Annotated in this window: 18 protein-coding genes; 7 read left to right on the top strand and 11 right to left on the bottom strand. The window is 32.0% G+C overall.

All coding sequences use genetic code 11. The features are described 5' to 3' along the window. Window positions 1-272 precede the first annotated feature (272 nt). From rsgA to NK213_RS06805, 5 genes are all read right to left on the bottom strand, one after another. Window positions 273-1,349 (bottom strand): ribosome small subunit-dependent GTPase A, encoded by a 1,077-nt coding sequence (gene rsgA, locus NK213_RS06825; RefSeq protein WP_253348138.1) that lies wholly within the window; start codon window positions 1,347-1,349, stop codon window positions 273-275. Between the two features lie 323 nt (window positions 1,350-1,672). Then, window positions 1,673-2,146, bottom strand: coding sequence for a heme-binding protein (locus NK213_RS06820; RefSeq protein ID WP_253348136.1), 474 nt, complete (start codon window positions 2,144-2,146; stop codon window positions 1,673-1,675). A gap of 206 nt (window positions 2,147-2,352) precedes the next feature. After that, on the bottom strand, window positions 2,353-3,120 hold the full coding sequence (locus NK213_RS06815) for an SDR family oxidoreductase (protein WP_253348133.1): 768 nt from the start codon (window positions 3,118-3,120) through the stop codon (window positions 2,353-2,355). 168 nt (window positions 3,121-3,288) lie between these two features. Further along, complete coding sequence (locus NK213_RS06810) at window positions 3,289-3,915, bottom strand: flavodoxin family protein (protein ID WP_253348131.1); 627 nt, start codon at window positions 3,913-3,915, stop codon at window positions 3,289-3,291. A 96-nt stretch (window positions 3,916-4,011) separates the two neighbouring features. After that, window positions 4,012-4,863 (bottom strand): RluA family pseudouridine synthase, encoded by an 852-nt coding sequence (locus tag NK213_RS06805; protein ID WP_253348130.1) that lies wholly within the window; start codon window positions 4,861-4,863, stop codon window positions 4,012-4,014. Window positions 4,864-5,028: 165 nt separating this feature from the next. Here NK213_RS06805 and pstB point away from each other — a divergent pair, with 165 nt between their 5' ends. The 5 genes from pstB to NK213_RS06780 all read left to right on the top strand — a co-directional run bounded on the left by pstB (window position 5,029) and on the right by NK213_RS06780 (window position 9,370). Then, on the top strand, window positions 5,029-5,832 hold the full coding sequence (gene pstB, locus NK213_RS06800) for a phosphate ABC transporter ATP-binding protein PstB (RefSeq protein WP_371926384.1): 804 nt from the start codon (window positions 5,029-5,031) through the stop codon (window positions 5,830-5,832). Window positions 5,833-5,853: 21 nt separating this feature from the next. Continuing rightward, window positions 5,854-6,567 (top strand): PhoU domain-containing protein, encoded by a 714-nt coding sequence (locus NK213_RS06795; protein ID WP_253348128.1) that lies wholly within the window; start codon window positions 5,854-5,856, stop codon window positions 6,565-6,567. Window positions 6,568-6,591: 24 nt separating this feature from the next. Then, complete coding sequence (locus NK213_RS06790) at window positions 6,592-7,290, top strand: response regulator transcription factor (RefSeq protein ID WP_253348125.1); 699 nt, start codon at window positions 6,592-6,594, stop codon at window positions 7,288-7,290. Between the two features lie 125 nt (window positions 7,291-7,415). Continuing rightward, entirely contained in the window at window positions 7,416-8,585 is a 1,170-nt protein-coding gene (locus NK213_RS06785; protein WP_253348123.1) for a cell wall metabolism sensor histidine kinase WalK, read from the top strand. Window positions 8,586-8,725: 140 nt separating this feature from the next. Then, window positions 8,726-9,370, top strand: a complete 645-nt coding sequence (locus tag NK213_RS06780; protein ID WP_253348121.1) for a TMEM175 family protein — start codon at window positions 8,726-8,728, stop codon at window positions 9,368-9,370. A gap of 19 nt (window positions 9,371-9,389) precedes the next feature. Here the strand turns inward: NK213_RS06780 and NK213_RS06775 are convergent, their stop codons facing one another. From NK213_RS06775 to NK213_RS06755, 5 genes are all read right to left on the bottom strand, one after another. Then, window positions 9,390-9,659, bottom strand: a complete 270-nt coding sequence (locus tag NK213_RS06775) for a type II toxin-antitoxin system RelE/ParE family toxin (RefSeq protein ID WP_253348119.1) — start codon at window positions 9,657-9,659, stop codon at window positions 9,390-9,392. Next, window positions 9,631-9,936 carry a CopG family transcriptional regulator gene (locus tag NK213_RS06770; protein WP_253348117.1) on the bottom strand — a complete coding sequence of 102 codons (306 nt, stop codon included), beginning with the start codon at window positions 9,934-9,936 and terminating at the stop codon, window positions 9,631-9,633. Before NK213_RS06770 ends, NK213_RS06775 begins: the two co-directional genes overlap by 29 nt. Before the next feature lie 132 nt (window positions 9,937-10,068). Beyond that, entirely contained in the window at window positions 10,069-10,338 is a 270-nt protein-coding gene (locus NK213_RS06765) for a hypothetical protein (protein WP_253348115.1), read from the bottom strand. Window positions 10,339-10,341: 3 nt separating this feature from the next. Further along, window positions 10,342-10,632, bottom strand: a complete 291-nt coding sequence (locus tag NK213_RS06760; protein WP_253348113.1) for a hypothetical protein — start codon at window positions 10,630-10,632, stop codon at window positions 10,342-10,344. Window positions 10,633-10,643: 11 nt separating this feature from the next. Continuing rightward, entirely contained in the window at window positions 10,644-10,850 is a 207-nt protein-coding gene (locus NK213_RS06755) for a hypothetical protein (RefSeq protein ID WP_253348111.1), read from the bottom strand. Window positions 10,851-11,372: 522 nt separating this feature from the next. On the opposite strand from NK213_RS06755, the gene NK213_RS06750 reads away from it, so the two are divergent. Beyond that, entirely contained in the window at window positions 11,373-11,846 is a 474-nt protein-coding gene (locus NK213_RS06750) for a MarR family winged helix-turn-helix transcriptional regulator (RefSeq protein ID WP_253348110.1), read from the top strand. Window positions 11,847-11,983: 137 nt separating this feature from the next. After that, the gene (locus NK213_RS06745) at window positions 11,984-13,213 is read left to right on the top strand and encodes an MFS transporter (RefSeq protein ID WP_253348107.1); all 1,230 of its coding nucleotides are present in this window, start codon (window positions 11,984-11,986) and stop codon (window positions 13,211-13,213) included. 114 nt (window positions 13,214-13,327) lie between these two features. On the opposite strand, the gene NK213_RS06740 is transcribed toward NK213_RS06745, so the two are convergent. Then, a complete protein-coding gene (locus NK213_RS06740; RefSeq protein ID WP_253348105.1) occupies window positions 13,328-14,587 on the bottom strand; it encodes a DKNYY domain-containing protein in 1,260 nt (419 codons plus the stop codon). Window positions 14,588-14,766 lie beyond the last annotated feature (179 nt).

Here is a 14,766-nt window from a genome sequence, read left to right as displayed (position 1 = left end):
TAGATAAATCAATATATGAAAAACAAATCTTTTATTATATCAGATTTAATTTACAGACTTTCTTGCACACTCCCAAACCTTAGCTTTATTCCCTTCATTATGGTTCTATAAAAATTTATAACTAACATAAAAAGTTCCCCGCAATGGAGAACCTTTTTTATAATTTCATCTGTTATTTTTTATTTCACTATAGTTTATTCTGTCTTATGATACTTGATTCGCCGGGAAAATCAAATATAATTAGCGATTTCCCAAATAAATATACCTGTATCTTATCTGCTTTTTTTATTTTTCATCTGTTTCATCACTTTTTTCATTTCCTTTTTACTTCCAAACATTCTGTTAATTTTTTCCTGTTCGGTCTGACGTGAGTTCAAATTGCTGTATTCCATCTCACGCTGTAATTTTTGATAATTTCTAAAGCGTTTTTCAGATAAAGTCCCGTTTTCAATTGCTTCCCTGACCATACAGCCCGGTTCCGAAGTATGCGAACAGTTTTTATATTTACACTGTGCGGCAAATTCTTCTATATCTTCAAACGTCTTTGACAAATCACCTGAATAAAGCTGTAATTCACGCATTCCCGGAGTATCTATTACAATTCCTCCGTTTGGCAATAGTTTTAGCTGTCTGTAAGTAGTGGTATGCTTTCCTTTGTCATCACCGGAGCGAATCTCACTAACAACCTGATCTTCATTTCCTGCCAGCCTGTTAATCAATGTAGACTTCCCCACACCTGACGAACCTATAAATGCTATTGTTTTTCCTTCTGCGATATAATTATTAACATCATGATATCCGTTTTCATTTTCCGATGAACAGACAATTACATCTATTCCAAGACTCACTGTTGATAATTCTTCCAGCTTTTCTTCCAGATTATCACACAGGTCAGATTTTGTAAGTACGATAACCGGTGCAGCCATACTATCCCACGCAACTGTCAGATAACGCTCGATCCTTCTTACATTAAAGTCTGAATTCAAAGACATACAGATAAATATCGTATCTATATTAGCAGCAACTACCTGCTGTTCATTTGATGTGCCGGCTGTCTGACGCACAAAAACGCTTTTCCGCCCTAAAATATTCTTGATTACTGCATTTCCCGAAGCACTGTCTGTTCTGTCTATCATCACCCAGTCGCCCACTGCCGGAAAACTCATAAGATCTTCTGCGTGATAAGCTAAATTCCCTGAGATACCTGCAATAAGTTCCCCATGCTCACACATTACTTTGTACAAATCACGGTGCTGTTCTGTAATTCTCGCCGGAAACAGATTTCTATATAATGAAGCTTCCTGTTCAAAACGGTCGCTTAGTCCATATTTTTTCAAATTTAAATACATTATTTTTTTCCTCCAAAATTATTTTTATTGTTTGAATTCGGAGGGAAATTAATTTATCTTTTTTTAGATCCCTCCTTTTCTGATACACTATCCATTAGTTTTTTATTTAACATAAATAAGTCTCCTTTCTGTTTCATATTTCCATATTTAAAATGCACCATATTATAGCACATTATTACTTATTTTTCGCAGATATTATCAAATAATAGTCATAACTGTTTTTTAGTAAGTTTTTCTCTATTTAATTTATATGATAATTTTAAAAGGACTATGCCAAAAATAAAATTACATTTTCGCATAGTCCTGTATCTCAAATATATTAATTATTTCAAAAGATTGCTTATTCTCGAAAGAGCAGCAGCTCCGATCTTTTCATCTATCGCTCCTGAAGGTGCACCGCCGATTCCTATTGAACCTATAGTTTCATTCCCGACTTTTATAGGAATTCCTCCTCCTAAAGTAGTTGTATTCTCAATCTGAGTCAGATTAGGAACTTTTTCAACACGTGAAGCAAATTCTGTAGTGGTAATTCCGAATGAAAGAGCTGTAAATGCTTTCTTCTGTGCAGTTTTCATTGTATGCACAGCAGCATTGTCTTCTTTCATAGATAAGACTACATTTCCGCCCTTATCAAGTATTACCAGTGATATATTAACTTTTTCCTTTTTTGCCTCTTTTAGTACCTCAGTCGCCAGATTCTGCGCAATATCAAGTGAAATATTTTTTTGTACAAGAGCATCGCTGAATGAAGTCAGACTTAGTACCAATAACCCCAAAATGTAAATAAACTTTTTCATGAAATCACCTCTTATTATTTTTTCATTATATCGATTGTATATAAAAATATCCATAATGTCAAATAAAAACGACTTATTATTCATAATATATATATGATAACACCTCACCATATAATCAACCGTATAATTATTTACAGACAAAATAAAAAACCATCTCTGTTTCAAGATGATTTTTTACGAATACGATTCTCATTTACGACATTGTTTTAATCTTTCATTGTCTGGCTTTGTCTAAAATTGAAAACAGGGTCTGTCAGTTTGAACTCATATGTCTGAATATCTACAATACCAATTATTTTATCTGATTCATAAAGTTTCATCAAAAACTCTGCCATTTCCTTCGCTGTATGAAATCTTGGTGTACTTTCTTCATAATCAAAATTATTAACTCCCAGAGCAACATTAGCAAACTCTGTTTCAGTAGCAGCAGGAGCCAGAACCTTTACTTTCATTTTCCCGCCTCTTTTGCCAAGTTCCTGTGCCAATCCTTCAGTAAAAGCACTTACATAAAATTTTGTTGCTGAATATGTAACGTTATTGTCTACCACGGAATAACCGCCCACAGAAGAAACATTAATCAGCTGTGTCCCTTCCGTATCACTGTAATCCTTTGTAAAAAGTGTAGATAAAATAGTCAGTGCTTCTATATTCAGATTCAGCATCATTTCTATTTTTCCGAGCTCCTGATCCTTAACCAGACCTGTATTCCCAAAACCGGCATTATTAATCCATGTTTCCAGCTCATATTTTTTTAAATCTTCATAAAGTTTATACACATTTTCCATAACAGATAAATCCGAAACCTTTACAATAACATCTAAATCAGGATTAATCTGCTTTATTTCTTTTTCCAGCTGCTCCAGTTTCTCCTTGCTTCTCGCAACAATAATAAGGTTTTTATTTTTCCCGGCAAAAGCAAGTGCTGCTTCATACCCTATCCCTGTACTTGCTCCTGTAATAACTGTATATTTCATTTTCTGACCTCCTGTTTTTTATTTTATACCAGCCTGTAACAACTGATATTATTTTCTATATTGTTATTATATAATATGGAGCTGACTCCAAGTCAAGACATAAATTATTTTTTGATAAAAAAATCTGATCTATTTACCAAAAATAAACAGATCAGAACCTTTATTTATTTATCTTATAAAATGTGTCCACTTTCTCTCTTCCCTCTCAGGTTTTTCTACTTCACCCTTAGAAACTTCCAGACTTTTCATAAGCCATGCCATGCTCTTCCCTACTTCACGGATAGTCTGGACACCTTCTTCATCCTGCAGCACTTCACCAGGTCTTCTTCCGTGTATGACACTCCAGTAATGCGAAGGTACTATCAGCATTTCGCCTAGATTAAAGTAATTATTCAGCTGATGAAAAGTATCCACACCTCCTGAACGTCTTACAGCTGCAACAGCAGTACATACCTTGTATCTAAAATAACTTGACTTGGAATAGAAAACCCTGTCCAAAAAAGACTTCATAGTCCCTGCAATTCCGGAATAATAAACAGGCGAACCCAGGATTATACCATCCGCCTCAGCCATTTTCAGTGCAGTTTCATTAACCGGATCATCATTAAAAATACAGTTGTTTCCTTCTGTTTTCTGACAATGGTTACACCCTGTACAGCCTCTTATCACCTTATTTCCAATATGAACAATTTCTGTTTCAATCCCCTGATTTTCCAATTCTCTGGTTATTACAGCCAGACTTTCATAGGTATTTCCGTTTTTATGCGGACTTCCGTTTATTGCTACTACTCTCATTATCATTCCTCCTGTTCTCTTTATCTTCTATTATATTTACTTCATAAAAAATTCTCTCACTGCATAATTTGTTCTGTCCGAACAGAATAAATATTTCTACATAAACTCTTTCATATCATCATACATCCCTATTTCCAGTTCCTTTATTTCTTTTGTTCTGGGATGAATAAAACTTACTTTATATGAATGAAGCATCTGCCTTTTCACATTATCATCTATATCACCGTAAAGCTTATCTCCGAGTATAGGGTATCCTTCATTCGAAAGATGAACTCTTATCTGATGCGTTCTCCCTGTAAAAAGTTCACATTCTGCGAGAGTTATATTTTTATCTTCATTTCGCTTTATAGTTTTTACCACAGTTTTCGCATACTGGCCTTCATCGAGAATCTGCCTTCTCAAATCGTCACCCACACGTGCAATAGGCTTTTCTATGGTTATCGTATTTTCTTTTATAATTCCGTGAACCAAAGCCATATAGTATTTTTTCACATCTCCGAAGTTTTGTAAAAATGCCTGTGCAAAGCTGTTTTTAGCTATTATTATCAGCCCTGAAGTATCCATATCCAGTCTGTTATAAAATCTCGGAACCATTTCTTTTCCATATTTTTCCTGAAAATAATAAACTATTCCATTTGCCAGTGTTACATCTACTTTTTTCTTTGTGGGATGTGTAACAAGATACGGCTGTTTATTTACCACCAGTACATCATCATCTTCAAATACAATATCCAAAGGTATTTTTATAGGTTTTATATTAGTTCCTTTTTCTTTTTCCACTACTTTAAGAATACCTTGTTTTCTTATCTTCTTTGTAGTCTTCACTTTTTTCCCGTCAAAAAAAACTTCGATATTCCTCAGACTTCTTCCAGAATAGTTTTGTATCTCACGAAGGTATTGCGATATTTTATACCCGTAATGTTCTTTTTCTATTTTAAATCTTTTCATATAACAGCCTTTCTTAAACATACTTCTTTTAATTTTACCATATTATCGTAATATAAGCAGTTATTTTTTTACAATTCTTTTACATAGGGTTTATATTTCTTTTACATTTACATTTTATAATATCACTGATATAATTTAAATAAAGAAAGTATTCTAGGAGGAGAAATGGCTGAGGCAAAATTAGATAAACCGGTGATAAATAATGACAACGGCTTGACAAATATAATTTCGGTTAGAAATTTTAATTTTTTTTATGGAGATTTCCAGGCACTATATGATCTGAATCTGGAAATACCCAAAAATAACGTTACGGCGCTTATAGGTCCCAGCGGATGCGGGAAAACTACTTTTCTTCGTTCAATAAACAGAATGAACGACCTGATTGATACCTCAAAATATGTAGGAGATATTGTCATCAACGGAAAAAATATATTTGAACCGGGATATGATGTCGTAGAACTCAGAAAAAAAGTTGGTATGGTTTTCCAGAAGCCGAATCCATTCCCTAAGTCTATTTATGAAAATATAGTATATGCTCCGAGACTTCACGGACTGAAAGATAAAAACAAACTTATGGAAATTGCGGAAAAAAGCCTGAAAGCTGTTGCTTTATGGGATGAAGTAAAGGACAAGCTGCACAAGTCAGCTATGGGACTTTCAGGAGGACAGCAGCAAAGATTATGTATCGCAAGAGCAATATCAATAAAACCGGATATTCTTCTTATGGATGAGCCTACTTCGGCGCTTGACCCCCTTTCTACATCAAAAGTAGAAGAATTAATAAGAGAATTGGAAAAGAACTATACTATAGTTATAGTTACGCATAATATGCAGCAGGCTGCGAGAATTTCCGACTATACGGCATTTTTCTACAAAGGTGTAATTGAAGAATATGATAAAACAAGTACAATATTTACAAATCCAAGTAATAAAAAAACAGAAGAATATATAAACGGAAAATTCAGTTAAAAAAAATGGGAGGACAATATAATGAGAAACTTAGATGAAAGAATGGAAGATATCAGAACTCTTATTTCAGAGGCCTTAAAAAACTGTAAAAGATCCCTCACTATTATCAGAACTATACTTAATTCAGGTACTTTTGACAAGGCATTATACGGTGAGGCAAAATCAATAGAAGAAACAATGAATCACACTGAATTAAAAATTGACGAGGAAGTAATCACTACTATTGCGAGATTTCAGCCTATGGCTATAAATCTGAGATTTCTTATCGGTGTTATAAAAATAGGAAATGCCACTGAAAGAATAAATGATCTTGCACTGAATATACTAAAAGTATTAAAGCATTCTGACAATATAAAGTCTCTGGAAAAACAGAGCATACTTGAAATGCACACAAAAGTCGAACAGATGTTTGATTTATTTCTGAAATGCTACTATGAGGAAGAGCTGAACTATGCTTACCTTATACTAAGCCTTGATGATGAAGTTAATGCTTATAAAACCAATGTTATTGAAACTACAAAAAAAGTAATGAATGATAAAACTGCTTCCGAAAAGGGAGGAAACGGCGAAAAAGGAGAAATCTACCTTGGAGCACTGTTTATATCACAGCATCTGGAAAGAATCGGGGATACAATAAAAAATCTTGCCGAAACTGTTATTTATATTTATAACGGAATTGATATAAGACATATCGATTATGAAGAAGAAAAAATAACCTTAAAAAGAAAAAAATAGACTTTTTAAAAGGCGGATATTAATATGAAAAAAAATACCATTCTTGTTGTAGAAGATGACCTTGAGATAAAAACTCTCATACAGTTTTTTCTTGAGAAAGAAAATTACAATGTCATCACTGCCCAAAACAGCGGTAAAGCTTTGGAAATGCTGCAAAATCATAAACCCGACCTTGTTATTCTGGATATTATGCTTCCGGGATTAAACGGACTGGAAATTGCCAAATTAATAAAAAAAGAATCACATAAATACGGGACTCCTTTTATTTTTATGCTTACTGCAAAAACTGAAACAGAGGATGTTATTGACGGTTTTCAGGCGGGATGCGACGACTATCTCCGGAAGCCTTTTGACCCGCGGGAACTTATTCTGAGAATAAAAAAACTCCTTTCTTTGAAAAAAGAGGGTTTTGCTCCTGAGAAAGAAAGCGGACTTTTGCAGTATGACCAGATAGAAATTAATCTTGATAAGCATACAGTAACCGAAAGCAGCAGTGAAATTATTCTTTCCAATAAAGAATTCAAGCTTCTTGCCTTTCTTATACAGAATAAAGGTCTTGCCCTCAGCAGGGAAACTATCCTCAGCAGGGTTTGGAATGAAAATTATCATCTCGGGGACAGGACAATTGATGTCTATGTTGGGAAAATCCGTGAAAAGCTTCCTTCTATATCTAAAAATATAAAAACTATAAAAGGAGTTGGATACCGATTAAAAGAAATTTGACTTTAGTTATTGTTTTTGAGATTTTTATTTTATTTCTGGCATTTATTTTCCACGAGAAAATAACTATACTTCTTTCATTCTCAGCTATATTTCTGATATTTGACTTTTTACTGTACTCCCTTTATATGAGCAAAGAGAAAGAGATAGAATTTTTAAAAGAAAATGTCATTAATATTATTGACGATAACTTTACACTTAATATTGATTATTATATTAATAATAAATCCCTTGATTTTTTTCAGAAGGTCTTTAATATAAAGAAAGAAACAAAAAATTACAAAAAAACACTGGAAAAAGAAAGCCAAAAGCTGAAAGAAATTCTTAGAGCCATTGATGATATTATTTTTGTAATAAATAATAACGAGATAATATTAAAAAATAAGAATGTTGATATTCTTACATATAATTCAAAATCAAAAAAATATTTTGATACAATAAAATATAATTCTCTTATAAAAAAAATAAAAAGTATTCTTACATCAAAAGAAAATATAAAAGAAGATTTTTTCCTTACTGAATTGAATAAATATTATCTTATAGAGTCATACAGGCTGGAAACCGAACATTCCATCATTATAAGTCTCAGAGATATTACTATCACAAAAAACTTTGAAAAAATACAAAAAGATTTTATCTCAAATGTTTCCCATGAGCTGAAAACACCTCTTACAAATATAAAAGGATATACAATAGCTCTTGAAGAATCTATAGAAAATAAAGATGAGAATATGAAGACTTTTTTCAAAATCATAAATTCGAATATAAACAAAATAGATAATCTAATCTATGATTTCTTGAATTACTCAAAATTTGAAGGTTTCAAAATCCTGAATCTCTCATATATTAAGGCAGATGAGCTTATTAATGAGACTTTGTTCGGGCTGACCCTCCTTATTAATAATAAAAATGCAAAAATACAAACAAATTTTGACCTTTTTGATGAAAATAACTACATCTATATTGATGCGGAAAAAATAAAACTCGTTATGAAAAATCTTATTGAAAATGCACTTATATATTCCTCGGAAAAACCGGAAATAAATGTGGAAATTGCAGAAAATAACGATACTTATACATTTAGAATTGCAGATAACGGACTCGGAATATCTGAGGAAGAGCAGGATAAAATATTTGAAAAATTCTACAGGGTTGATAAATCAAGACCTATGAACTTTTCAGGATCAGGACTCGGACTTGCCATAGTGAAAGAAATTGTAAATAACTATAACAGTGAAATAAACTTAACCAGTAACTCAGGAGTAGGAAGTACATTTTCTATTATTATTCCAAAATAAATTTACACAAAAAGTGTACCGGCAGAATATGTCAGTATACTTTTTTATTTTCAACAGATATAAAATTTTAAATGTGTGGTATAATCTTACTGACATGATAATTAATTATTTTGTTATTAAATTATGCAAAGGCGGAAAATATGAAGTTATCAAAACAGAGGCTCGAAGCCCTCAGTGACGGAATCATTGCAATAATTATTACAATTATGGTTTTAAGCATTCCTCTGCCGCCGGCATTTGACCGCAGCAGTCTCTTACAACTGGCAGAAACACTTGTCATCTACTTTGTCAGTTTTATAGTTGTAGGCTCTTTCTGGAGCCAGCACAGCAGAATTTTTTATTATATAAATAATATTTCCGGTAAAATTACATGGGTTAATCTTCTGTTTCTTTTTTTCCTTTCACTGATACCTATTTTTACAAAATGGGTAATGGAAAATCCGTCGAATATTATTCCTGCAGTGGGATATAATGTAGTTTACCTCTTTGTTAACCTGAGTTATCTTTTGATATTTGAATATATAATATATAACAGTGAACATGAGGGAATAAAGAAAGTGAGAGAATCCAGAGCTGATTCCCGGAAAAGAAATTCTGTTTTTAGATTTTTTATTACTTTGATTATAACAATTACTGCAATATCTGTTTCAGTTTATGTTCCGAAAATACCCGGTACTTTTTTACTTATATTTCCGGTACTTTCTTCAACACTTAATCTGCTGCTGGAAGATTACAGAAGAGAATTGAAAAAAAATATTATACAGCAAAAACTTTCAGACATATAGATGTAGTTTATATGTCTGATTATTTATATATTTGACCTCTGCTGTCTGTATAGATCACCAAGATCAGCAGTTCATTATCAATCACTCTAAATAAAGCTCTGTATTTTCCTAATCTCAATCTGTATTCATTATCTCTTCCAACAATTCTTTTGATGTCATAACCATCAAAATTCTCAAGATCATTTGCCATAGTTTCGAAAGCTTTATAGAATTTTATTGCTTCAATTCTATGCTTTTTTAAAAATTTTACTGCCTCCTTTTTATAACTTACCTTGTATGATATCTTCAAGAGTTATTTCCTGCCCTTCATCAGAATCGTAGTCAGAATCAGAGTTACTCTTTAATTCTTTAATCCAATTATCTAAATCTTTTTGTTCTTCTTCAGAAACAAAATCACAGTTTTTCTTCAAATATTCACTTAAATCCATACTTTCCTGAACATTTATATAAAAAATTGCAGCTTTCCTTAGAAGTTCTGAAACTGAAACTCTATTTCTATATGCGAAGTCTGATATTTTTTCAAAATCTTCTTCTTTTATTGTTATATTTTTTCTTAGAGTTGCCATAAAATCATCTCCTTTTTCATACTTAGTATACACACCATACGTATAAACGTCAAATAATTTATATAAAAAAAGCCAGACTATACAAAATCCGACTTTCACTAATTAATTTTTAAAATTTATAAAAACTTCTTTTTATCTTATATTGTTTTCTGCTTTATATTGCTCTATTCTAAATAGTAAATCTTCTATTTCTTTTATCTCAGCCACTTTTTTGTCAATCTGGCTGTCTACCTTTGTAAGTTCTTTTTCCAGTCTTGTTCCACTGTTTAAATGCTGCCTGAGATTCAGCCATTTTCCTCTTGCACCTTCTCTAAGCTCTCTTTTATACTCATAAGTAGAAGCTGCACTCACGCAAATTCCTGCTGCTACACATAATACAGACATTATTCCTAATCTTCTCATTAGTTACCTCTTTCTTTTCATTCTTGCCTGTTCATCAGGCATTAGTTCATTTTCCTCGTCTTTTATCTTGTCCAGAGTAGAATACCATTCGCCTCTTCTTTCAGGCAATGTTACATATACTGACCCCTGTGCACGTCTTAATGCTTTTTCATACGACGAGTATACTCCGTCCTGATCATAATCTTTTGTTATGCTGTCTTCTACTGCTTTACTTACTTCCGGAACTGCATCTTCCGCACTGTATGATACAAATATCATTGTTCCCGCAGCGCAGATCATTAGTGCTTTTTTCATAAAAACTCACCTCACTTCTTCTTTTTCAAATATTTTAATACTTTATTATACTCGGTTTTGTGCCATGCGCTGTCTTTTTTTGCCTTATAACTTTCTATTTTATCTGCTTTTTCCATTTGTGCTTCCAAATCAGGAATTGCAGGTTCTGTTTTGCCTTTTTCCGCTCCCAGTGTCAAAGCGCTCACCACCATTAACACTCCCATTATTGTTTTTTTCATTCCATCTCCTTCTTTTTGTTGATTTTTACATTTTTATTATGATTCCCGCCGCTTTTATATAATTTCACCAATATAACAAATATAAAGAAGTATCATCTGCTTTTTATTACGCACTGTTTTATTTAACAGATAATAATTAAGCATATCTGGTATATTCGATAAAAGTCTTATAAACTATCCCTCCGTTCCAAGAGATATATGCTCATATCTCTGAATTTTGATGAAATATTTTGTATGTTTCATTTTGCTTATAATATAAGAATACTCCTGTCAGATTAGTTCAAACTTTCTTTTATATTAGATTTTTATTTAATTATTCTAATTATTTTCAAAGATTTCTTATATATAGAAGCTTCACATGGTTATTTCCTGTAAATGTACTTAAAAGACAATAAATGAAGGCGATTTTACTATCTCTTTTTTTGTGCTGCCGCAGAAATCATTCTTTTTATATTTTTTCGTTGACATAGAAACAAAAACGAAATATGATATAGTTAATGACATTAGACAGGAGGACAGGTCATGAAAAAAGAAGAACAGGTTATGAAAGGTTTTAGAGATATATTAAATAAAATAGTCCTGCTTAATAAGCCTAAAATGGAAAAAAATCTGGAAGGTTATACATCTTCCGAAGTCCATTGCATTGAATATATTGGAAAAACACCGGATTCTAATGTAACAGAGCTTGCAGAATCTTTCTATATGACCAGAGGAGCCATAAGTAAATTAACTAAAAAACTTATGAGTAAGGGGCTTATAGAAAGCTATCAAAGTCCGGATAACAAAAAAGAAATCTATTTTAGACTTACAGAGCAGGGAAAAACCGTTTATAATATCCATGAGAAACTTCACAAAGAATTTGTTAAGCGGGATGAAGTTATATTTGAACAAATATCCGAGGAACAGTTCGACAGTATGATCAGTTTTATCAATAAATATACCGAACATTTAGATGCAGAAATGAAAAAACAAAATATAAATGCAAAATCAAAATAAATTTAAATAATAAATCACATTGCCTGATTCTAACATAATCAGGTTTTTTTGATTTTTGTTGACAAGGATACAATATTATGTTATCATTCAAATATGTTTCCAAGGAAACAAATTTCAAATAAACAGGAGTAATTAAAATGAACATTGAAAAATTATTCAATCAGGACTTTACATTGATGGTTATCGATCAGATAATCTCTTTATTCGGCAATGCAATTTTACGTTTTGCCCTGCCATTATACATATTGGACAAAACTGGGTCTCCTGCGGCTTTTGGTACTGTTTTGGCAATTTCAATAATTCCGGCAGTAATTTTTTCACCTGTGGGAGGAATTCTGGCTGATCGGGTTAACCGCAGAAATATTATGGTAATACTAGATTTTATCACAGCTTTTCTTATAGCATTATTTGGTCTTGTTTTTACAGATCATAATGTAATTGTGCTGATCAGTATTCTGATGATCTGTCTGTCTGTTATACAATCTTTTTATGAACCCGCTGTACAGTCAAGTCTGCCAGTTCTTGCATCTAAAAAGAATTTATTAAAAGCTAACGCTGTTATAAATCAGGTTGAGTCTCTTTCAGGTTTTGCAGGCCCGGTTTTAGGCGGACTGTTATACGGTATTCTGGAAATAGTACCTATTATTATTATCAGCGGCATCAGCTTTTTTATTTCTGCCGTAATGGAAATTTTCATAAAAATTCCTTTTACAAAGCAGCCGGATAATGATGGTATTTTATCTATAATAAAAAGTGATTTAAAAGAAAGCATAAAATTCATAGGCAGAAGCAACCCCGCAATATCTAAAAGCATACTGATCATATCATCATTTAATCTGTTTCTGACCTCGATGATTATAGTTGGTATCCCGATCATTATTAAAATAACGCTGTCACTCTCAAACGAACTTTACGGATTAACACAGGGACTTATGGGAATAGGTGCACTTACAGGGGGAATTTTAGTCGGGATACTGTCTTCAAAACTAAGAATACAAAGAGTCTGGCTGATTTTATTAGGTGCAGCTCTTGCAGTAATACCTGTAGGTATTGTTTTGCTTTTCCACTTGCCGCCAATGCTTTCTTATGTGATTATAACAGTTTCCTGTTTTATTTTTATGGCAATAGGAACCATGCTGGGAATCACGATGATAACTTTTATTCAAAAAGAAACCCCTAAACATATGATCGGCAAAGTTATGTCATATGCTATTGCGGTAATTACCTGCGCCCGTCCTGTTGGTCAGATACTGTACGGCTTTTTATTTGGCACATTAAAAGATCAGACATATCTAATTATTTTTTCAGCTGTGCTGATTACCTCACTTATTGCAGTTATATCAAGGAAAGTTTTTTATCGGCTGTAGATTTGAATCAATAAAATATTTTCACAGATAAATTATCATCATAAAAAAACAGAGACTTATGATCAACTGACCTAAGTCCCTATTTTATTAGGAATAAAGAAACATTCCCTTATATTATCCCGGTATAATAAATGTTTTTGGGTCTGCCCCCTCTATGAATCTGCCGCTGTCATAAACTCTGTTTTTATCTCTTGCATATCCCCAATATAACACCTCAAAAGTTTTTAAATCTGCCCCTTTTATTTTTTCCCCATACCAGTATATATTATTTTTATCTTTATAATAATTTTCTCCTAAAGCCTGAAATGTTTTCGGGTCAGCATTTTTTATTTTTTTGGATAAATGATATACATTATTTTTATCTTTTGAATAATTATCATCAATAATATTCATTGTTTTTATGTCTGCTTCAGATATTTTTTCATCTTTGTAGTAGAAGTTAATATTATCCTTTGAATAATTTTTACTCTCTATTTTAAAATATTCAGGATTTGAATTCTCTAGTTCTCTTATTTCATTATATCCTTTTATATAATATACCCGAGAATCATCCCTAAAATATTCAGTACTGACTATCTCAAATGCAGCCGGATTGATTTTATCCAATTTCCGGCTAAAATAATAAACATTGTCTTTATCTTTATAAAATCTGCTGTCTATTTTCTGAAATGTTGCTGAATCTGTTTCCTCATTTATTTTCCCATTGTTATATACGTTATTTTTATCCTTTGAGTATATTGTATCTATTACTACGAATGTTTTCGAATCAGAATTTTTAAGTTTTTCCCCTTTGTAGTATACGTTGTTTTTATCTTTCCCATATCTGTGACCTAAACTAAAAATCATTTTGCCTTCTTTTTGAATATCATTATTATCAGTCACTAATACAAAACTCTTCGCATCAGCATCTGCTATTTCATTTTCTTTGTAATAAACCTTGCTTTTATCTTTTGAATATCCGTAACCTAATGCTTGAAATGTTTTGGAATCAGCATTTTTTATCTTATTATTTTCAAAGTAAATACTGTCTTTGCTGACATATGTAACATCAGGTATCTGGCATGAAGTCCCCCATACTCCTGCATGTTCAAAATCTAAAGCCAATATCCGAAATGTAGCAGCATCCAGGTTTCCCATAATTTTACCTTCAAAATATACGTTCTTTTTATCTTTCGCATACCTTGAATGGCTGGCGCCGACAAAATCCTCAGATATAAATGTAGATATATCTGCTTCCGGTATTAATATTCTACCCTCTCTATTAGAAGAATAATAAACTCTGCCGTCTTTTTTCTCATATCCCAAAACAGAACAATCCAGTGAAAAAATAAGATTAGATAATAGAAAAAAGAGCATAAAATATAATATTTTCATTTTAACTCCTTATTTTCTTTTAATTATAGTCCATTCAGTATTTTTAATCAATCTTTTTAAATAATCTCCGCCATTTTATAATTCATATAAAATTATTTTTCATCCTGAATCAGTTATTCTTTAAAATATCAAACAAAAAACAAGAGATCAGCCTGAACTGATCTCTAAAAATAAGTCTT

Origin of the sequence: Sebaldella sp. S0638 (genome assembly GCF_024158605.1) — a bacterium.
Taxonomy (GTDB): Bacteria; Fusobacteriota; Fusobacteriia; order Fusobacteriales; family Leptotrichiaceae; genus Sebaldella.
Note: the sequence above shows the minus strand (reverse complement) of the source record. Positions and strands in the feature narration are given on the sequence as shown.